General features: G+C 69.6%; 17 protein-coding genes. 5 read left to right on the top strand and 12 right to left on the bottom strand.

The features are described from left to right. Positions 1 to 47 precede the first annotated feature (47 nt). Positions 48 to 680 (top strand): TetR/AcrR family transcriptional regulator, encoded by a 633-nt coding sequence (locus AC1RLW_RS12665; protein ID WP_493193283.1) that lies wholly within the window; start codon positions 48 to 50, stop codon positions 678 to 680. A gap of 49 nt (positions 681 to 729) precedes the next feature. On the opposite strand, the gene AC1RLW_RS12670 is transcribed toward AC1RLW_RS12665, so the two are convergent. From AC1RLW_RS12670 to AC1RLW_RS12680, 3 genes are all read right to left on the bottom strand, one after another. Then, positions 730 to 1,887, bottom strand: coding sequence for an alpha-hydroxy acid oxidase (locus tag AC1RLW_RS12670; RefSeq protein ID WP_493193285.1), 1,158 nt, complete (start codon positions 1,885 to 1,887; stop codon positions 730 to 732). 137 nt (positions 1,888 to 2,024) lie between these two features. Next, positions 2,025 to 2,918 carry a LysR substrate-binding domain-containing protein gene (locus AC1RLW_RS12675; RefSeq protein WP_062478020.1) on the bottom strand — a complete coding sequence of 298 codons (894 nt, stop codon included), beginning with the start codon at positions 2,916 to 2,918 and terminating at the stop codon, positions 2,025 to 2,027. A 32-nt stretch (positions 2,919 to 2,950) separates the two neighbouring features. Then, positions 2,951 to 3,532: a TetR/AcrR family transcriptional regulator gene (locus tag AC1RLW_RS12680; RefSeq protein ID WP_159273148.1), complete on the bottom strand. Its 582-nt coding sequence runs from the start codon at positions 3,530 to 3,532 to the stop codon at positions 2,951 to 2,953. A gap of 87 nt (positions 3,533 to 3,619) precedes the next feature. Here AC1RLW_RS12680 and AC1RLW_RS12685 point away from each other — a divergent pair, with 87 nt between their 5' ends. Together AC1RLW_RS12685 and cynS are read left to right on the top strand one after the other, a co-directional pair. Beyond that, positions 3,620 to 4,042 carry a nuclear transport factor 2 family protein gene (locus AC1RLW_RS12685; RefSeq protein WP_369646043.1) on the top strand — a complete coding sequence of 141 codons (423 nt, stop codon included), beginning with the start codon at positions 3,620 to 3,622 and terminating at the stop codon, positions 4,040 to 4,042. A gap of 73 nt (positions 4,043 to 4,115) precedes the next feature. Then, complete coding sequence (cynS, locus tag AC1RLW_RS12690) at positions 4,116 to 4,559, top strand: cyanase (protein ID WP_095746510.1); 444 nt, start codon at positions 4,116 to 4,118, stop codon at positions 4,557 to 4,559. Positions 4,560 to 4,573: 14 nt separating this feature from the next. Here the strand turns inward: cynS and AC1RLW_RS12695 are convergent, their stop codons facing one another. From AC1RLW_RS12695 to AC1RLW_RS12710, 4 genes are all read right to left on the bottom strand, one after another. Then, positions 4,574 to 5,338: an SDR family oxidoreductase gene (locus tag AC1RLW_RS12695; RefSeq protein ID WP_492731949.1), complete on the bottom strand. Its 765-nt coding sequence runs from the start codon at positions 5,336 to 5,338 to the stop codon at positions 4,574 to 4,576. 161 nt (positions 5,339 to 5,499) lie between these two features. Further along, positions 5,500 to 6,102 (bottom strand): Pr6Pr family membrane protein, encoded by a 603-nt coding sequence (locus tag AC1RLW_RS12700; RefSeq protein ID WP_493193287.1) that lies wholly within the window; start codon positions 6,100 to 6,102, stop codon positions 5,500 to 5,502. Positions 6,103 to 6,115: 13 nt separating this feature from the next. Next, positions 6,116 to 6,475 carry a DUF1161 domain-containing protein gene (locus AC1RLW_RS12705; RefSeq protein WP_240531186.1) on the bottom strand — a complete coding sequence of 120 codons (360 nt, stop codon included), beginning with the start codon at positions 6,473 to 6,475 and terminating at the stop codon, positions 6,116 to 6,118. 153 nt (positions 6,476 to 6,628) lie between these two features. After that, on the bottom strand, positions 6,629 to 8,863 hold the full coding sequence (locus AC1RLW_RS12710; RefSeq protein WP_095949616.1) for an NADP-dependent isocitrate dehydrogenase: 2,235 nt from the start codon (positions 8,861 to 8,863) through the stop codon (positions 6,629 to 6,631). A gap of 167 nt (positions 8,864 to 9,030) precedes the next feature. Here AC1RLW_RS12710 and AC1RLW_RS12715 point away from each other — a divergent pair, with 167 nt between their 5' ends. Both AC1RLW_RS12715 and AC1RLW_RS12720 read left to right on the top strand, forming a co-directional pair. Beyond that, entirely contained in the window at positions 9,031 to 9,444 is a 414-nt protein-coding gene (locus tag AC1RLW_RS12715; protein ID WP_493193289.1) for a hypothetical protein, read from the top strand. A 3-nt stretch (positions 9,445 to 9,447) separates the two neighbouring features. Beyond that, complete coding sequence (locus AC1RLW_RS12720; protein ID WP_493193290.1) at positions 9,448 to 9,837, top strand: hypothetical protein; 390 nt, start codon at positions 9,448 to 9,450, stop codon at positions 9,835 to 9,837. Between the two features lie 18 nt (positions 9,838 to 9,855). Here AC1RLW_RS12720 and AC1RLW_RS12725 read toward each other — a convergent pair whose 3' ends face one another. From AC1RLW_RS12725 to AC1RLW_RS12745, 5 genes are all read right to left on the bottom strand, one after another. Further along, complete coding sequence (locus AC1RLW_RS12725; protein WP_095746504.1) at positions 9,856 to 11,172, bottom strand: CynX/NimT family MFS transporter; 1,317 nt, start codon at positions 11,170 to 11,172, stop codon at positions 9,856 to 9,858. After that, on the bottom strand, positions 11,169 to 11,849 hold the full coding sequence (locus AC1RLW_RS12730; protein ID WP_095949614.1) for a FadR/GntR family transcriptional regulator: 681 nt from the start codon (positions 11,847 to 11,849) through the stop codon (positions 11,169 to 11,171). The genes AC1RLW_RS12725 and AC1RLW_RS12730 overlap by 4 nt, the downstream gene beginning before the upstream one ends. Positions 11,850 to 11,962: 113 nt before the next feature. After that, a complete protein-coding gene (locus tag AC1RLW_RS12735; protein ID WP_493193291.1) occupies positions 11,963 to 13,423 on the bottom strand; it encodes a TPM domain-containing protein in 1,461 nt (486 codons plus the stop codon). Beyond that, positions 13,420 to 15,651, bottom strand: coding sequence for a penicillin-binding protein 1C (pbpC, locus tag AC1RLW_RS12740; RefSeq protein ID WP_493193292.1), 2,232 nt, complete (start codon positions 15,649 to 15,651; stop codon positions 13,420 to 13,422). Before pbpC ends, AC1RLW_RS12735 begins: the two co-directional genes overlap by 4 nt. A gap of 73 nt (positions 15,652 to 15,724) precedes the next feature. Continuing rightward, positions 15,725 to 18,136: an ATP-binding cassette domain-containing protein gene (locus AC1RLW_RS12745; RefSeq protein ID WP_493193293.1), complete on the bottom strand. Its 2,412-nt coding sequence runs from the start codon at positions 18,134 to 18,136 to the stop codon at positions 15,725 to 15,727. Positions 18,137 to 18,191 lie beyond the last annotated feature (55 nt).

Consider the following 18,191-nt stretch of genomic DNA (forward strand, 5'->3'; position numbering starts at 1 on the left):
CTATGAAGAACCCTTCATGTTTTCCATTCGCGTTCCGCCACGCTCCCATGACCGACCGTCGAAGCCCCTCGATCTCCTCTCGCAGACAGCCCCGGCAGGCGCGCTCGGCCGACCTTCTTGGGGCCATTCTTCAGGCAGCCATTCAGGTTTTGGCGAAAGAAGGCGTGCGCCGCTTCACGACGACGCGCGTGGCCGAACGCGCGGGTGTGAGCGTGGGGTCGGTGTACCAGTACTTCCCGAACAAGGCGTCGATCCTGTTCCGCTTGCAGAGCGATGAATGGCGGCAGACCACGGAGTTGATGCGCGGCATCCTCGGGGACACGCAGCGTCCCGCGTTGGAGCGCCTGCGCCTGCTGACGCATGCGTTCGTGCGCTCCGAATGCGAAGAGGCCGATGTGCGAACGGCGCTCGACGACGCCGCGCCGTTCTACCGCGACGCACCCGAGGCACAAGAGGTGCGCGCCGCCGGTGACGAGATCGTCCGCGTGTTCATGCAGGAGGCGCTGCCAGCGGCTTCCGATGCCACGCGCCAAATGGCAGGCGACCTGATCGTGGCGACGCTCAGCGCCGTGGGGAAAGAGTTCTCGGAGCGCCCCCGCACCGACGCCGAGATCGAGGCCTGGGCGGGCGCGATGGCCGACATGTTCTGCGTCTACATGGAAAGCCTCGCGTCGCGCTGAGCACTCCGCGCCGAATCGGCCCGCCCTCGACGGGGCCTTCAGCCGCCCCTCAGAACGTCCCCGGCAACAGGATGTCCGACTTCACATCGTCGATCTGCGTGCGACCGCAGAAGGCCATCGTGATGTCCAGTTCCTTGTGGATGATCTGCAGCGCGCGCGTCACGCCTTCCTGGCCGTAGGCGCCCAGGCCGTACAGGAAGCTGCGCCCGATCAACGTGCCGCGTGCGCCCAGCGCGCGGGCCTTGAGCACGTCCTGGCCGCTGCGCACACCGCCGTCCATCCACACTTCGATCTGGCTGCCCACGGCGTCGGCGATGGCCGGCAGCGCGGCGATGGAGGAGGGCGCACCGTCGAGCTGGCGACCGCCGTGGTTCGACACGATGAGCGCGTCGGCGCCGCTGGCCACGGCCAGGCGTGCGTCTTCCGTGTCCATGATGCCCTTGAGGATCAGCTTGCCGCCCCAGCGCTTCTTGATCCATTCGACGTCTGCCCAGCTCAGGGCCGGGTCGAACTGTTCGGCGGTCCACGACGACAGCGACGACAGGTCTTTCACGCCCTTGGCGTGGCCGGCGATGTTGCCGAAGGTGCGGCGCTTGGTGCCCAGCATGCCCATGCACCAGCGCGGCTTGGTGGCCAGGTTGATGAGGTTCTTGATCGTGGGCTTGGGCGGGGTGGACAGGCCGTTCTTGATGTCCTTGTGGCGCTGGCCGAGGATCTGCAGGTCGAGCGTGAGCTGCAGTGCCGACACGTTGGCGGCCTTGGCACGGTCGATCAGGCGCTCGATGAAGTCGCGGTCCTTCATCACGTAGAGCTGGAACCAGAAAGGGTGGCGGTCGGTGTGCTCGGCAATGTCTTCCAGCGAGCAGATGCTCATGGTCGAGAGCGTGAACGGAATGCCGAAGGCCTTGGCCGCGCGCGCGCCCAGGATTTCGCCGTCGGCGTGCTGCATGCCGGTCAGGCCCGTGGGCGCGATGGCCACGGGCATGGCGACCTCCTGGCCGATCATGGTGGTGCGGGTGGAGCGGCCTTCCATGTTCACGGCCACGCGCTGGCGCAGCTTGATCTTCTGGAAGTCGCTCTCGTTGGCGCGGTAGGTGCCCTCGGTCCAGGCGCCGGAGTCGGCGTAGTCGTAGAACATCTTCGGCACGCGCCGCTGGGCGATCGCCCGCAGGTCTTCGATGCAGGTGATCTTGGAAAGGTCGGGCACGGGGGAGTCTCCTGGCTGGTGTTATGGGGGGCGCGGCGCGCTGCAGCCCATGCGGGCCACGGCAGCGCCGGGGGTCGAGTCTGCAGGGGAAACGCGCCGGCGACCTGAAAAAAGCCCGCACCCCGTCTGAAAATTATTCAGCCCGGCTCGCGCAGCGCCTGGCGCAGCCATTCGACGAATGTGGCGCATTCCCAGCGCTCCATGGTGCCGGGACGCCAGCACAGGAAGTAGGCGTTGGGCGAGGGGGCGCTGTGCGGCGACAGGCGCACCAGCCGGCCGTTGTCCAGCCAGGCGCGGCCCAGCCGCAGGTGCATGAGCACCACGCCGAAGTCTTCGGCGGCCGCATCGAGCGCCAGCCCCAGGTCGTTGAACTGGTGGCCCACGGCCGGCTCGGGCAGGCCGATGCCGCAGGCCTTGAACCAGATGCGCCACGACTCCAGCGGCGTGCGCAGCAGCTGCACGCGCGCCACCTCGGCGTCGGTCGAGAAGTGCTGCTCGAAGGGGCCGTGGCGTTCCAGGTAGGCCGGGCTGCACACCGGCGAGACGTCGTCGGCCAGCAGCTGGCAGAACTCGCGGTCGTGGAATGGGCCGGTGCCGAAGCGCAGCTCGATGTCGGCGTCTTCGGCCGTGAAGTTGCGCACCGGCATGGTCACCTGCAGCATCAGCTCGATGGTCGGGTAGGCGTCGCGGAACTCGGCCAGCCGGGGCAGCAGCATCTGGCGCGAGAAGGTGGGCGTGACCGCCACGCGCAGCCGCCGCACCTGCGATGCGGGCTCGCGCCCCGGCACCTGCTGCAGCGCCGCGATGGCCTCGCGCACGCGCGCCAGGTAGGCCACGCCGTCGGCGCTCAGGCCGAAGTCGTTGCCCGTGAAGAGCTTGAGCTCGAGCTGCGTCTCGAGCTGGCGGATGCGGTGGCTCACCGCGCTGGGCGTCACGCTGAGCTCTTCGGCCGCCAGGTTCACGCTGCGCAGCCGCGCGACGGCCTCGAAGGCCTGCAGGCCCTGGGTCGAGGGGAGTCGCGTCGATGCCATGTGTTTTTTGGGAAGGAGTGAGCGATGCGATGTTATCGAAGGGCGACCAGCGCATCGAGCAGCCGCCGCAGGTCGTCGACCGCCTCGCGCGCCAGCGCCGCATCGCCCATCTGCGCCTTGACGATGGCGCCGTCGACGCCGAGCGCGGCGGCCTGCGCGATGGCCATGCGCTGCGGGCCGTCGGGCAGCAGGCCGGCGATCACCTCGACCATCTCGCGCTTGTGCTCGCGCGCGATGTCGGCGGCGCCGGCCACGCTGGCCCCCACTTCCACCACCGAGTTGATGAAGGCACAGCCCCGAAACAGCGGGTCGGCGAACCACTCGGCCATCACGTCGGCCAGCACCGGCAGCGCCTGCCCCTGCGCGATGCGCTGCTGCGCGTCGCGACGGCCCAGCGCGTCGACGAACCAGGCCATCCACACGCCGTGCCGGTGATCGAGAAAGGCGCGCACCAGGTCGTCCTTCGAGGGGAAGTGCCGGTAGAAGGTGACCTTGGTGACGCCCGACGCGGCGATCACGCGGTCGATGCCGGTGGCGCGGATGCCGTCGGCGTAGAAGAGTTCGTGCGCCGTGAGCAGGATGCGCTCGCGTGCGGGCAGTGCAGAGATGTCCATGCGGCGATTGTAGGCATGTAGACAGGTCTGTCTACTCGTGGCACATTGCGGACCTTCATCACTTCATTTCTTGACTGAAAGACCGCCATGGAATCCCGCCCGCCGCTGCCGCCCTTCACCCTTGAATCCGCCCTCCAGAAAGTCCAGGCCGCGGAAGACGCCTGGAACTCGCGCGACCCCGCGCGCGTGAGCCTGGCCTACACGCCCGACACCGAATGGCGCAACCGCGCCGACTTCGTCAACGGCCGCGAGCAGGTGGTGGAATTCCTCACCCGCAAGTGGGAGCGCGAGCACGACTACCGCCTGAAGAAGCAGCTGTGGGCCTTCATGGACAACCGCATCGCGGTGCGCTTCGAGTACGAATGGCACGACGCTGCGGGCCAGTGGTTCCGCAGCCATGGCAACGAGAACTGGGAGTTTGCGCAGAACGGGTTGATGCAAAGGCGCTACGCGAGCATCAACGACCAGCCCATTGCGGAGTCGGAGCGCAAGTTCCGCTGGGAGCGCTGAGGCGCAGGGGCCGACAACGGGCATGCCTGTTGCTTGCCCTGTCGCATCCCTTCATACCCAGGAGCCAAGCCGCATGAACCGCAACGACGTCACCGAGAAGATCATCACCGTGAAGGTGTCCAAGGGCATCCAGTGGGCCGACGTGGCCAAGAAGGTCGGCCTGTCGAAGGAATGGACCACCGCCGCCTGCCTCGGCCAGATGACGCTCGACGACAAGCAGGCCAAGGTCGTCGGCAAGATCTTCGGCCTCACGCCCGAGGAGCAGAAGTGGCTCCAGGTCGTGCCCTACAAGGGCTCGCTGCCCACGCCCGTGCCCACCGACCCGCTGATCTACCGCTGGTACGAGGTGGTGAGCGTGTACGGCACCACCATCAAGGAACTGATCCATGAAGAGTTCGGCGACGGCATCATGAGTGCCATCGACTTCAGCATGGACATCCAGCGCCAGCCCGACCCGAAGGGCGACCGCGTCAACGTGGTGCTGTCGGGCAAGTTCCTGCCGTACAAGAGCTACTGACGTTCGGCGCTCAGTCAGTACACCGGTGCCGCCGGCTTCGGCCGCGGCGTCGGGGCCGGGCGCCAGCCGGGGCCCGCCATGCCGTAGCGTGCGCCCTCGATCGCGCCGCCAATGGCACGCGCCACGCCGTCGACCGGTGTCGTCAGCCGCCGCCGCGTGCGCATGCGCTCGAAGGCGTAGCTGTCGGCGATGCGCTCGGCCAGCGGGTCGGCGGCCTCGGCCACGTCGGGGCTCACCAGCGAGACGTGCACGCGCCCCGCGTGTTCCCGCCGCAGCCCTTCGGAAATCGCCTGCACCGCGTACTGCGTGCCGTGGTACACGGCCGAGTCGGGCGTGGCGCCGCCCATGGCCACCGGCGCGACGTTGACGATGTGGCCCCAGCCCTGCTCCTGCATCGTGGGCAGCACGGCCGCTACGCCCAGCAGCATGCCGCGCAGGTTGACGTCGATCATCAGCTCCCACTCTTCGATCTTGCGCTGCCACAGCGGCGACAGCGGCATCACGCCGGCGGCGTTCACCAGCACGTCGATGCGGTCGTGCGTGTCGAGGGCGAACTCGGCAAAGGCCTCCATGTCGGGCCGGTGCGTCACGTCCAGCCGCCGGAAGCTCGCCGAGCCGCCGGTGGCATTGATCTCGGCCGCGAGCGCCGCGAGCCGTTCGGTGCGGCGCGCGCCGAGCACCACATGGGCGCCGCGCCGCGCGAGCCGCCGCGCCGTCGCCTCGCCGATGCCGCTGCTGGCGCCGGTGACGAGAACCACTGTGTCCTGGATTGCACTCATACAAAACTCCTCATGCGGGTCGATGCGCCACGGCGCGAAGGGTGCGCCGGGCATGCAGAGGAGTCTCGGGGCGAAGGGGCTGGAAGCGGTATCCGGATCGAACGAGGTTTTTGCCTGATCCTGCGAAATGCAGAAACAGGCGGGTCGTGCGCGGGGCCGCGTCAGGCGCGCCGGCCCAGCCGGTTCCCCAACGCCAGCAGCCCCCATCCCGCCAACCCGAAGGTCAGCGCGATGCCTGCGGCATAGACGGCCACGCCGCCGTAGCCGCCGACGTTGGCGGGGTTGAGGAAAGGGTAGGGGTACCAGCCCGTGTGGCTGCCGCGCACCAGCGTGTAGACCAGGTAGGCCATCGGGAAGACCAGCGTCCACAGCAGCTGCCGGCCGCCGAGGCGCCTGCGCGGCGGCTGCAGCAGCCAGTCGAGCAGCACGACGCAGGGCATCACGTGGTGCAGCAGCGTGTTGATCCACGGCCGCAGCGCGCCAAGGTCGACGTCGCGCAGCAGCAGCGAGAAGACGATGCCGACCACCACCATGTTCACGGCCGACAGGGCGCGCAGCCCTTCGTCGGGCCCCGTGGACGCCGGCCGCCAGAGGCGACGCGCCCCCAGCACCAGCACGATGGCCGCGAGCAGGTTCGAGAGGTTGGTGAAGAAGCTGAAGAAGTTGACGACGTCGAAGCCCATGCGGACATGAATCGCCAGCTGCCAGCCGATCGCCACGAGGGTCAGCAGGCCGAAGAAGAGGCGCAGGGCGGACCAGGCCATGGGATGCCGGCCCTCAGGGCCTGCAGCTGCCGCCCATGGACACCGAGCCGTCCTTGCATTCGGTGAGGATGGGCTCGCCGCGCGATGCGGGCGCCGAGGTGGCGCTCGGGGCCGGCGAGGCCGCGCCGCCTTCGCGCTGGTAGACGATCTTCTTCGTGCCCAGCTCGCAGCTGCCCACCACCTGGCCGCTCGCCGTGGCGGCGGCATCGACGGTGACGACGCTGAAGTTGGTCACGCCCGAGGCGGCGATCTTCGCTTCGATCTGGGCGCGCAGCGTTTCGCAGTTGCTCTGAGTGGGGCTCTGAGCATGGGCGCTGCCGGCGGCCATGAGCAGGGGCCAGGCGGCGGCAACAGCAAGCCAATGGCGTTTCATGAGGGGCCTGCCTTTCTTTCTTGCGTGCAGTGGGGGCGGGAGAAATCGGAGTCTAGTCGCGCACAAAGACCAACGGCCCGCCGCGTGAGCGACAGGCCGTTGGTGTGGGCACTTCCGGGCCTGGTCAGGCCCGGGAGGCGCAACGCAGCGGAATCAGACCGCCGGTGCCAGCACCGCGTTCAGCGTGGCACTCGGGCGCATCACGGCTTCGTACTTCTTCGGGTCGGCCAGGTAGTAGCCGCCGATGTCCACGGCCTTGCCCTGCACGGCCGCGAGTTCGTCGACGATCTTCTTCTCGTTGGCGGTGAGCGCTTCGGCCAGCTTCTTGAACTTGGCCTGCAGCTCCTTGTCCTCGGTCTGCGCGGCGAGTTCCTGGGCCCAGTACATGGCCAGGTAGAACTGGCTGCCGCGGTTGTCCAGCTGGCCGGTCTTGGGCGACGGGTTCTTGTTGTTGTCCAGCAGCTGGCCGGTGGCGGCGTCGAGCGTCTTGGCCAGGATCTTGGCCTGCGCGTTGCCGGTCTTCAGGCCCAGGTCTTCCAGGCTCACGGCCAGCGCGAGGAATTCACCGAGCGAATCCCAGCGCAGGTGGTTTTCTTCCACCAGCTGCTGCACGTGCTTGGGGGCCGAGCCGCCCGCGCCGGTCTCGTACATGCCGCCGCCGGCCATGAGCGGCACGATCGACAGCATCTTGGCCGAGGTGCCCAGTTCCATGATGGGGAACAGGTCGGTGAGGTAGTCGCGCAGGATGTTGCCGGTGGCGCTGATGGTGTCCAGGCCGCGCACGACGCGCTCCAGCGTGTAGCGCATGGCGCGCACCTGGCTCATGATCTGGATGTCCAGGCCCGTGGTGTCGTGCTCGTGCAGGTACATCTTGACCTTGGTGATCAGCTGCGCCTCGTGCGGACGGTAGGCGTCAAGCCAGAACACGACCGGCATGCCGGAGTTGCGCGCGCGGTTCACGGCCAGCTTCACCCAGTCGCGGATCGCGGCGTCCTTGACCTGGCACATGCGCCAGATGTCGCCCTTCTCCACGTCTTCGCTCATCAGCACTTCGCCGGTGTCCAGGTCGGTGATGTTGGCCACGCCGTCTTCGGGGATCTCGAAGGTCTTGTCGTGCGAGCCGTACTCTTCGGCCTTCTGGGCCATGAGGCCGACGTTGGGCACGGTGCCCATGGTCTTGGGGTCGAAGGCGCCGTGCCACTTGCAGAAGTTGATGATCTCCTGGTAGATGCGGGCGAAGGTCGATTCGGGCATCACGGCCTTGACGTCCTTCAGGCGGCCGTCGGCGCCCCACATCTTGCCGCCGTTGCGGATCATGGCGGGCATCGAGGCGTCCACGATCACGTCGTTGGGCGAGTGGAAGTTGGTGATGCCCTTGGCCGAGTCGACCATGGCCAGCTCGGGGCGGCCTTCGTGGCAGGCGTGCAGGTCGCGCTTGATCTCGTCCTGCGTGCTCTGGGGCAGCGTGGCGATCTTGTTGTACAGGTCGACCATGCCGTTGTTGACGTTGATGCCCAGCTCGTCGAACAGCTTGCCGTGTTTCTCGAAGGCTTCCTTGTAGAAGATCTTCACGCAGTGGCCGAACACGATGGGGTGCGAGACCTTCATCATCGTGGCCTTCACGTGCAGCGAGAACATCACGCCGGTCTTGTGCGCGTCTTCGATTTCCTTTTCATAGAAGGCCAGCAGGGCCTTCTTGCTCATGAACATGGAGTCGATGATCTCGCGGTCGAGCAGGGCGACCTTGGGCTTGAGCACGATGGTCTTGCCGCTCTTGGTGAGCAGTTCCATCTTGACGTTGCGGGCGCGGTCCAGGGTCATGGACTTTTCGCCGTGATAGAAGTCGCCGCCATGCATGTGCGAGACGTGCGAGCGCGAAGCCTGGCTCCACTCGGCCATGCTGTGCGGGTTCTTGCGGGCGTATTCCTTCACGGCGCGGGGCGCGCGGCGGTCGGAGTTGCCTTCGCGCAGCACGGGGTTCACGGCGCTGCCGGTGCACTTGTTGTAGCGCGTGCGGATGTCCTTGTCCTCGTCCGAGGTCGGGTTCTCCGGGTAGTCGGGGATCTTGTAGCCCTTGCCCTGCAGTTCCTTGATGGCCGACTTGAGCTGCGACACCGAGGCGCTGATGTTGGGCAGCTTGATGATGTTGGCTTCGGGCTTGAGCGTGAGCTTGCCCAGTTCGGCCAGGTTGTCGGGCACCTTCTGGTCGTCGCTCAGGAACTCGGGGAACTCGCCCAGGATGCGGGCGGCCACCGAGATGTCGCTCGTCGTCACGTTGATGCCGGCCGGAGCCGTGAAGGCGCGCACGATGGGCAGGAAGGCGTAGGTCGCCAGCAGGGGCGCCTCGTCGGTGAGGGTGTAGACGATGGTGGGTTGCTTCGTGCTCATGCGCTTGCTTCCGTAGGTTCTGGGTTGTCGAGAGGGCTGAAATTTCATTGGGCGAAATGGACTTTCGCCGGAGCCCCCCATTGTCGCCCGGTCGGGCCGGGGCGCGGCCGGAGAAACCCCGATGACCCCTCTGCCAGGGCTTCCCGCGATGGCTACCATTGCGCCCCATGAAAAAGCTGCCTCTTGCCGGGATCGTCGGTCTTCTCGCGTCGCTGCCGGCCGGCCCCGTGCTCGCCGGGCCTGCCGCGCAGGTCTTCGTGGCCGTCAAGACGCCCGAGGCCGTCGACGCCATGTGGCGCGCCCACCTGTGCGCCTTGCTGCCGCAGCCCTGCGATGCGCAGGCGCTGAAGCTGCACCGCCCGCGCGACGGCGGCGCACCCGACGACTACCTGCTCACCTCGGAAAAGCCCCTGGCCATGGCACGCCTGAAGCGCGACGCCGGCACTGGTGGCTGGCAGCTCGCGCAGCTGCACGATTTCTCGACCTACGTGGCCTCGCAGCAGCGCGACCGCCCCAGCACCGACCCCGAGCTGCACCTGGCCCTCGCGCCGGTGCTCTACCCGCTGGCCGAAGGCCGCTAGGCCGTGGCCGTGACCCAGCGCGAATCGGAAAGCTATTCGGGCGGCGGCGCGTCCTACGTGACGGCCGACTTCGTGCCGCTGGACACGCCGCCCGGGCAGCGCGCCAAGGCCGCGCGCGAGGGCATCCCGTACTGGTGCTCGCGGTCGATCCGCGCCTGCTTCAGCGAGAAGGAATACAAGACCTCGAAGCACTGCCACGACGAAAGCCGCGGCAGCCTGCGCATCGCCTACGACGCGCCGGCGAAGGCCGGCGGTCCCTACGTGTGGCGCTACACATGGCTGCAGAGCGAATGGCCGGCGCACACGGGGCCGGCCGGCAACAAGCGCACCAGCGTGGACTTTACGGACGACAGCGCCCGGAAGCCGACCGCCTGCGACGGCGGACTGCAGTAGGCAGGCAGCAGCAGCGGCTCAGTGCCGCGGCACCGTCACCGCGCCCACGTGCAGCGTGCGTCCCGCGCCCAGCCCCGCCATGACCAGCACCACGCCCAGGCCGACGAACAGCCACGCCGAGGCGCGGAAGCTGCCGGTCCAGCCGTGCAGCAGCCCGGCCAGCAGCGGACCGAAGGCCGCCACCATGTAGCCCACGCCCTGCGCCATGCCCGACAGGTGCGCGGCAATGTGCGAATCGGGCGAGCGCAGCACGATCATCGTGAGCGCCAGCGCGAAGGTGCCGCCCTGCGAAATGCCCAGCACCACGGCCCAGGTCCACATGCCGCCGGGGGCGTCCAGCGGCGCGAACAGCATGGCCAGCATGGCCGCCACCGTCATCGCCGACAGCACCACCGCCAGCGCACGCTGGTTGCGCAGCTTCACGGCCAGCGCCGGCACCACGAGGCAGGTCACGACCTGCGTCATGACCGACAGCGACACCACGTAGCCGGCCATTTCGCCGCTGAGCCCGCGCTCGCGCAGGATCGGCGCCAGCCAGCCCATCACGATGTACGCCAGGGCCGACTGCAGCCCCATGAAGAAGGTCACCTGCCAGGCCAGCCGGTCGCGCCACAGGCCGCGCACGGTGAAGCCCGATTCGCTGGCCACCGGCTTGAGCGGCAGCGCCTGCGGCGCCCAGATGAACGTGACCAGCGCGGCCGGCACGGCCCACATGGCGAGCGCCAGCGTCCAGCCGCCGCCCAGCGCGTGCTCCAGCGGCACCGTGAGGCCCGCGGCGCTGGCGGCGCCGCCGCACACGGCCATGGTGTACAGGCCCATCATCAGCGCGGCCTGCTTGGCGAAGTCGCGTTTCACCAGGCCCGAGAGCAGCACGTTCGACACCGCGATGCCGCTGCCCGCGATGGCCGAGGCCAGGAACAGCAGCGGGATGTTGCCGGTGCCGCGCAGCACCGTGCCCACGCCGATCAGCACCATGCAGCCCAGCAGCGTGCGCTCGGTGCCGAAGCGGCGCCCGAGCCAGGGCGCCATCGGCGCGAACACGCCCAGGCAGACGATCGGCAGCGTGGTCAGCAGGCTGGCGGCGGTGGCCGACAGGCCGGTGGCGCGGATGATTTCCGGCAGCACCACCGACAGGCTGGCGAACACCGGCCGCAGGTTGAAGGCGATGAGCACCACCGTCAGGCCCAGCAACAGCCGGCGGCCCCGGCTGGGTGTCGGCGTGGGGCGCGGCGCGGGCAGGCTGTCGACTTCGGCGTCGATCAGCAGTTCTTCGGCGCCCGATGGCGCCGCCTGGGTGCGCGCAGCAACACCCGTGGGCAAGGTCATGGAGTTCATGCCGTGCCCAGTGCGAGCGCGTTGAGCGTCGGCGCCATCAGCTCGCGCACGGCGGCGGCGGCGCGCTCGGGGTCGCGGCTGGCAATGCCTTCGACGATGGCGCGGTGCGCCGCCTCGTCGGGCTCGGGCAGGCTGGCGCTCAGCGTGCTGGCGATGGTCTCCTTGATGTAGCCGGTGATGAAGCGGCAGGTCTCGACCAGCGCCAGGTTGCCCGACACATCGACGATGGCCAGGTGAAAGGCCAGGTCGCGCTCGATGAAGGCCGCGCCACCGTCGGCCAGGTCGGGCTGGCCGCGCTTGTCGAGCAGGGCGTTCAGCCGACGCAGGTCTTTCGCGGTGTGGCGCACGGCGGCGAGCCGGGCGGCCTCGACCTCGAGCGCACGGCGCACCTCGAACTGGTCGCGCAGGCTGGCCAGGCGCAGCTTCTGCAGGCTGGCCGAGGGGTCGAAGCCCGAGCGCACGTACGTGCCCGAACCCTGCCGCACCTCGAGCAGGCCGCGCGAGACCAGCGTCTTCACCGCCTCGCGCACCGTGCCGCGGCTCACGCCCAGCAGCTGCGCCAGCTGGGGCTCGATCGGAATGCGCGAGCCGATGGGCCAGCGGCCCGCCGCAATTTCGGTACGGATGCTGTTCGCGGCGGCGTCGGCCAGGGAGGTGCGGGGCGGTTGGACGAGCATGGGATCAGGGTGGCTTATTCATTCAATGATTGGATGAATTTAACCATTGTCAAAAAGACGCGGTCGGCGGGAGGGGCATGAGGCGGCGCGGCGGGGGTGCCTGGCCGCCCGCTTTACCAGCTGCCCGAGGCGCCGCCGCCGCTGCTCGAACCGCCGCTGTCTGAGGAGGACGAGGACGACGAGGAAGAGGAGGACGACGAACTGCTGCTGCTCCAGCCGCTGTCCCCGTCGTCGTCGCCCGATTCCATGACGCCGGGCGGCAGGAAGCCGATCAGCATCGAGAAGAACGCCGCCAGCGCGATGGGAATCCACGAGGTGTCCGGCACCGGGCCGGGCGAGGTGATGTGGAACACGTAGCCGCAGATGCCCGCCACGATGGCCAGGCGCACGAGGAAGCTGAGCACGCTGCGCTGGAAGGTGTTGACCATGCAGCGCACGATGATCACCGCGAACAGCGTCACGCCGCCGATGCACAGCGCCCACAAAAAGCCCCACCAGAAGCGGTCGGCGCCGACGGTCCACGCGACGGCGACCAGCGACGCGATCACGAGCACGAAGCCGCCCATGAAGATGGCGGCCGTGCGCGACATGCCGCAGAGAAAGCCCAGGCCGTAGCCGAAGATCGCCGGCATCGCCAGCACCAGCGCGATGGCCGGGTTCAGCAGCGCCGCGCCGGCGGCCAGCGGGCCGGCCCCGAGCAGGCCGAGCACCAGGCGCAGGTCGCGCGGGGCAGGGCGCGCACGCGCCGGTTCAGGCTCGATCGCCGCCAGGGCGTCGGCCCAGGGTTCGGGGCGCGCGCTGCCCTTGCGCTGGCCCTTGCGTTTTTTCTCTTCGGCACGCCGCGAGGCCGAGGTGCCGCGCGGCGGGTCGCGCTCGATGCCGCGGCCGTGGTAGATGCCCAGGCCCAGGCCCCACAGCACCACGCCCAGCAGGCCCCAGCCTTCGGGCGTGACGCGGCCGCCGCGCGAGAGGCTGGTGACTTTCTCTTCGTCGGGTGCGGCGGCGTGGTCCACGACGATCTGCTGCGATTCGGGCGCGACGACGCCCACTTCGCCGTCGAGCAGCCGCGCGAGCGCGCCCACGGCCGCCTGCACGCCGCCGGCGAAGTCGCCCTCGCGAAAACGCGGCGCCATCTCGCGGTCGATGATGCGGGCCGCCTGGATGTCGGTCACCGTGCCTTCGAGCCCGGTGCCGACCTCGATGCGCATGCGGCGGTCTTTCTGCGCTACGAGCAGCAGGATGCCGTCGTCGGCATCGCTGCGGCCCAGCCGCCACTTCGCGAACACGCGCGTAGCGTAGCTCTCGATGGTGTCCTCGCCCGTGGTCGGCACGATGAGCACCGCGAGCTGGGCCTGAGTGCGGCCCTGGATGTCGGCGATCTGCGCGCGCAGCGCCTCGGCCTCGCCGGGCGGCAGCGCCTGCGCGAGGTCGACCACGCGCGAGCTCATCGGCGGCACCGGCACGGGCTTGGCCTGCGCGGCGCGCGGGCCGGCCAGGCACAGCACGAGCAGCAGGCCCAGGCACAGCGACAGCCAGCGGGGCATCGACAGCAGCGCGCGCATCGGCGCGTTCATCGGCGCGCGCCCTTCGCCGCCACCACGCCCGCGCCGCGCACCTCCACCCGGCGCTGGTCGACCACCTTGCCGCTGGCGTCCACCAGTTCGATCAGGTGCCGCCCGGGCCACGGCAACCACTGCGCGCTGTTGCCGCGCGCGTGGAACTTGCCGTCGATGCGCCACTGCACGCCGCGCCCTTCGGCTTCGAAACGCACGCGCTGGCGCTGCGGCGGAATGTCGGGGTCGAGCGCCAGGATCGTGCCGTCGGCCGGCGCCGTGATGCGCGCCGAGGCGGCGTCGCTCGCCATGCCGGTGTCGAGCGCGAACAGCGGCTGCTCGGTGCCCTGCAGGAACCATTCGCTGCGCGCCGCTTCGAGTGGGTTGCCGTCGGCGCCCGGGCCGAAGCTCACGCGCGCTTCGACCAGCCCGGCGGGCGGCGCGGGCGCGCGGCTGGGTTCGCGTGCGTGCAGGAAGCGCATCACCTCGGCCCACACCGGCGCGGCGCCGCTGGTGCCGCTCACGTCCCACATCGAGGCGCCGCTGGCGTTGCCGACCCACACGCCGACCGTGTAGCGCTGCGACCAGCCCACGGCCCAGTTGTCGCGCATGTCCTTGCTGGTGCCGGTCTTCACGGCGGTCCAGAAGCGGGTGGACAGGATGCTGTCCAGGCCGAAGGTGCGCGTGCGCGCGTTCGGGTCGGAGAGGATGTCGCTGACGATGAAGGCGGCGCGCGGGTCGAGCAGTGGTGCGGCTTCGGCAGGCTTCTGCTTGCCGGCCGGGGCGGGTGAGCGCGGTGTGAGCGTGGTCGCGCCGAAGCGCCCACCGTTGGCCATCATGCGGTAGGCATTGGCCAGCGACAGCAGCGACACCTCGGCGCTCCCGAGTGCCAGGCTGTAGCCGTAGTAATCGCCGCTCTCGCGCAGCGGCAGGCCGGCGGCGCGCAGCTCGCGCGCGAAGGCCTCGGGCGACACCATCACCAGCGTGCGCACGGCCGGCACGTTGAGCGAGGCGGCCAGCGCGGTGCGCGCCGACACCGGGCCCTTGAAGCGGCGGTCGTAGTTCTGCGGAATGTAGAGGCCGCTCGCGGTGCTGATCTGCGCCGACGAGTCCTCGATCAGCGAGGCCGCCGTGATGCGCTTCTCGGCGAGGGCCTGCGCGTACAGCAGCGGCTTGAGCGTGGAGCCGGGCTGGCGCAGCGCGGTCACGCCGTCGACCTCTGCGGCCTGGCTCAGCGGGCCCGAGGAACCGACCCAGGCCAGCACCTCGCCGCTCGCGTTGTCGAGCACCACGAGCGCGCCGTCTTCCACGTGGCGGTCGCGCAGCTCGCGCAGGTGGCGCTGCAGGCTGTCGAGCGCGTAGCGCTGCAGCGGCGCGCGCAGCGTGGTGCGCACGCTGGTGGGGGCGACGGACTTGTCGTTCCCTGCATCACGCAGCTCGCGCAGCACCCGCCGCGCGGCATGCGGCGCGATGCCTTCGTTGGGCTCGAACGCGCGCCGCTGCACCACGGCGCTGGTGAACATGTCGAGCGCCTCGCAGTCGGTCTTGGCGCCGGGCTCCATCACGCGCAGCACCTCGCAGGCGCGCTGCGCCACCAGCGCGGGGCGGGCGTTGGGCGCGCGCACCAGCGCGGCGGCCACGGCGGCCTCGCGCGCGTCGAGCCCGCTCGGGGCCTTGCTGAAGAGCGTGCGCGAGAGCGCGTCGATGCCGACGATCTCGCCGCGGAAGGGCACCGTGTTCAGGTAGGCCTCGAGGATCTGGTCCTTGCGCCAGCGGCGCTCCAGCTGCGTGGCGGCCACGGTCTGGCCGATCTTCTGCGTGAAGCTGCGCCCGCCCGCCGCGCGGCGCAGGTCGTCGTCGAGCAGGCCCGCCAGCTGCATGGTGATGGTCGAGGCGCCGCGCGTGCGCGTGTTCCACAGATTGCCCCAGGCGGCGGCCGAGGCGGCGCGCCAGTCGACGCCGCTGTGTTCGTAGAAGCGCTTGTCCTCGCTCAGCACCATGGCCGCGCGCAGCGCGGGCGACACGTCGGCCAGCACGGTCCACTGGCCGCGCCGCACCGTGGGGTCGGTGCGCACGCGCTGCAGCAGCTCGCCCTGGCGGTCGAGCACGGCGGTCTCGGAGGAGCGGAGGTCGCGCTTGACCTCCTCGAAGCTGGCCAGCGCCCAGGCGGAGGGTGCGGCGGCTGCCGTCAGCAGGACCACGGCCAGGGTGTGCCGGGCGGTGGAAGAAAACGAGAACGCAAGAGGCATCGCAGCAGACGGGGCCGCGGGGCGGCAGGCAAAGCGGAGACGGCCCATTCTCCGCCATGCCTTCCGGGGCGCGTCAGGTGCCGACGTACGCCGCGAGATGCTGTCCTGTGAGCGTGGCGCGCTTGGCGACCAGGTCGGCCGGCGTGCCCTCGAAGACCACGCGCCCGCCGTCGTGGCCGGCGCCGGGGCCCAGGTCGATGATCCAGTCGGCGTGCGCCATCACCGCCTGGTGGTGCTCGATGACGATGACCGACTTGCCCGCATCCACCAGCCGGTCGAGCAGGGCCAGCAGCTGCGCCACGTCGGCCAGGTGCAGGCCGGTGGTCGGCTCGTCGAGCACGTACACGCCGCCTTTCTCGGCCATGTGCGTGGCCAGCTTGAGCCGCTGGCGCTCGCCGCCCGACAGCGTGGTGAGCGGCTGGCCCAGGCTCAGGTAACCCAGGCCCACGTCGGCCAGCCGTTGCAGGATGGCGTGCGCGGCCGGCGTGCGCGCCGGGCCCTCGCCGAAGAAGGCCGCGGCCTCGGTCACCGGCATCGCGAGCACCTCGCTGATGTCGCGCCCGCCGAAGCGGTGCTCGAGCACCGAGGCGTGGAAGCGCTTGCCCTCGCACTCTTCGCAAATGGTGGCCACGCCGGCCATCATCGCCAGGTCGGTGTAGATCACGCCCGCGCCGTTGCAGGTGGGGCAGGCGCCTTCGGAGTTGGCGCTGAACAGGGCCGGTTTCACGCCGTTGGCCTTGGCGAAGGCGTTGCGGATCGGGTCGAGCAGGCCGGTGTAGGTGGCCGGGTTGCTGCGCCGCGAGCCGCGGATGGCGCCCTGGTCGACCGCCACCACGCCCGCGCCGGCGGGGATCGAGCCGTGCACCAGCGAGCTCTTGCCCGAGCCCGCCACGCCGGTCACGACCACCAGCACGCCCAGCGGAATGTCGACGTCGACATTGCGCAGGTTGTGCGCCTTGGCGCCGCGGATCGGCAGCGCACCGGTGGGCTGGCGCAGCTTCTTCTTGAGCGCGGCCCGGTCGTCCAGGTGCCGGCCCGTGAGCGTGCCGCTGGTGCGCAGCGCTTCCACGCTGCCTTCGAAGCAGACCGTGCCGCCCGCCGAGCCCGCGCCGGGGCCGAGGTCGACGACGTGGTCGGCGATGGCGATGGCCTCGGGCTTGTGTTCCACCACCAGCACCGTGTTGCCCTTGTCGCGCAGCCGCAGCAGCAGCTCGTTCATGCGCTGGATGTCGTGCGGGTGCAGGCCGATGGTCGGCTCGTCGAAGACGTAGGTCACGTCGGTGAGCGAGGAGCCGAGGTGGCGGATCATCTTCACGCGCTGCGCCTCGCCGCCCGAGAGCGTGCCGGAGGGGCGGTCGAGGCTGAGGTAGCCGAGGCCGATCTCGACGAAAGAATCGAGCGTGTGCGCCAGCTTGGCCAGCAGTGGCGCCACCGAGGGCTCGTTCAGGCCGCCGACCCAGGTGGCGAGGTCGCTGATCTGCATCGCGCAGGCCTCGGCGATGTTGAGCTTCTTGATGCGCGAGGAGCGCGCCGCTTCGCTCAGCCGCGTGCCGCCGCAGTCGGGGCAGGTGGTGAAGGTCACGGCGCGTTCCACGAAGGCGCGGATGTGCGGCTGCATCGCCTCGACGTCCTTGGCCAGGAACGACTTCTGCACCTGCGGAATGAGGCCCTGGTAGGTGAGGTTGATGCCGTCGATCTTGATCTTGGTCGGCTCCTTGTGGAGCAGGGCGTCGAGCTCCTTCTTGGTGAACTTGCGGATCGGCTTGTCGGGGTCGAAGAAGCCGCAGCCGTTGAAGATCCGGCCGTACCAGCCTTCCATGCTGAAGCCCGGGATGGTGAGCGCGCCTTCGTTGAGCGACTTGCTGTCGTCGTAGAACGCGCTCAGGTCGAAGTCGGTGACCGCGCCCCGCCCCTCGCAGCGCGGGCACATGCCGCCGGTGCGGCTGAAGGTCTGCTTCACGGTCTTGCTGGCGCCGCGCTCCACCGTGATGGCGCCGGTGGCTTTCACCGAAGGCACGTTGAAGGCGAAGGCGCTGGGCGAGCCGATGTGCGGCTTGCCCAGGCGGCTGAACAGAATGCGCAGCATCGCGTTGGCATCGGTCGCGGTGCCGACGGTGGAACGCGGGTCGCCGCCCATGCGCTCCTGGTCCACGATGATCGCGGTGGTCAGGCCGTCGAGCACGTCGACCTCGGGCCGCGCCAGCGTCGGCATGAAGCCCTGCACGAAGGCACTGTAGGTTTCGTTGATGAGCCGCTGCGATTCGGCCGCGATGGTGCCGAACACCAGCGAGCTCTTGCCCGAGCCCGAGACGCCCGTGAACACCGTGAGCCGGCGCTTGGGCAGCTCGACGCTGATGTCCTTCAGGTTGTTGACGCGCGCGCCCTGCACGCGGATGAGGTCGTGGTGGTCGGCGGCGTGCCTGCCGTTCGCGTCCTTCGCGCGCGTTGCGCTCTTTGCTTCCTTCTTCGGGGCCTTGCTGCTCATCGGGTCTTTCTCTGGAAGGGACACGGGGCCGCCACGGCGGCGGCGCCCGTGCAGG

The sequence above is a fragment of the Variovorax sp. GW822-FHT04A09 genome (assembly GCF_058801005.1).

Bases quoted from the DNA above. Each gene is read 5' to 3' on its own strand.
- AC1RLW_RS12700 (WP_493193287.1), bottom strand. From the start codon at position 6,102: ATGGCCTGGTCCGCCCTGCGCCTCTTCTTCGGCCTGCTGACCCTCGTG.
- AC1RLW_RS12695 (WP_492731949.1), bottom strand. From the start codon at position 5,338: ATGAGTGCAATCCAGGACACAGTGGTTCTCGTCACCGGCGCCAGCAGC.
- AC1RLW_RS12675 (WP_062478020.1), bottom strand. From the start codon at position 2,918: ATGGCATCGACGCGACTCCCCTCGACCCAGGGCCTGCAGGCCTTCGAG.
- cynS (WP_095746510.1), top strand. From the start codon at position 4,116: ATGAACCGCAACGACGTCACCGAGAAGATCATCACCGTGAAGGTGTCC.
- AC1RLW_RS12665 (WP_493193283.1), top strand. From the start codon at position 48: ATGACCGACCGTCGAAGCCCCTCGATCTCCTCTCGCAGACAGCCCCGG.
- AC1RLW_RS12680 (WP_159273148.1), bottom strand. From the start codon at position 3,532: ATGGACATCTCTGCACTGCCCGCACGCGAGCGCATCCTGCTCACGGCG.
- AC1RLW_RS12710 (WP_095949616.1), bottom strand. From the start codon at position 8,863: ATGAGCACGAAGCAACCCACCATCGTCTACACCCTCACCGACGAGGCG.
- AC1RLW_RS12715 (WP_493193289.1), top strand. From the start codon at position 9,031: ATGAAAAAGCTGCCTCTTGCCGGGATCGTCGGTCTTCTCGCGTCGCTG.
- AC1RLW_RS12685 (WP_369646043.1), top strand. From the start codon at position 3,620: ATGGAATCCCGCCCGCCGCTGCCGCCCTTCACCCTTGAATCCGCCCTC.
- AC1RLW_RS12735 (WP_493193291.1), bottom strand. From the start codon at position 13,423: ATGAACGCGCCGATGCGCGCGCTGCTGTCGATGCCCCGCTGGCTGTCG.
- AC1RLW_RS12725 (WP_095746504.1), bottom strand. From the start codon at position 11,172: ATGAACTCCATGACCTTGCCCACGGGTGTTGCTGCGCGCACCCAGGCG.
- pbpC (WP_493193292.1), bottom strand. From the start codon at position 15,651: ATGCCTCTTGCGTTCTCGTTTTCTTCCACCGCCCGGCACACCCTGGCC.
- AC1RLW_RS12730 (WP_095949614.1), bottom strand. From the start codon at position 11,849: ATGCTCGTCCAACCGCCCCGCACCTCCCTGGCCGACGCCGCCGCGAAC.
- AC1RLW_RS12705 (WP_240531186.1), bottom strand. From the start codon at position 6,475: ATGAAACGCCATTGGCTTGCTGTTGCCGCCGCCTGGCCCCTGCTCATG.
- AC1RLW_RS12745 (WP_493193293.1), bottom strand. From the start codon at position 18,136: ATGAGCAGCAAGGCCCCGAAGAAGGAAGCAAAGAGCGCAACGCGCGCG.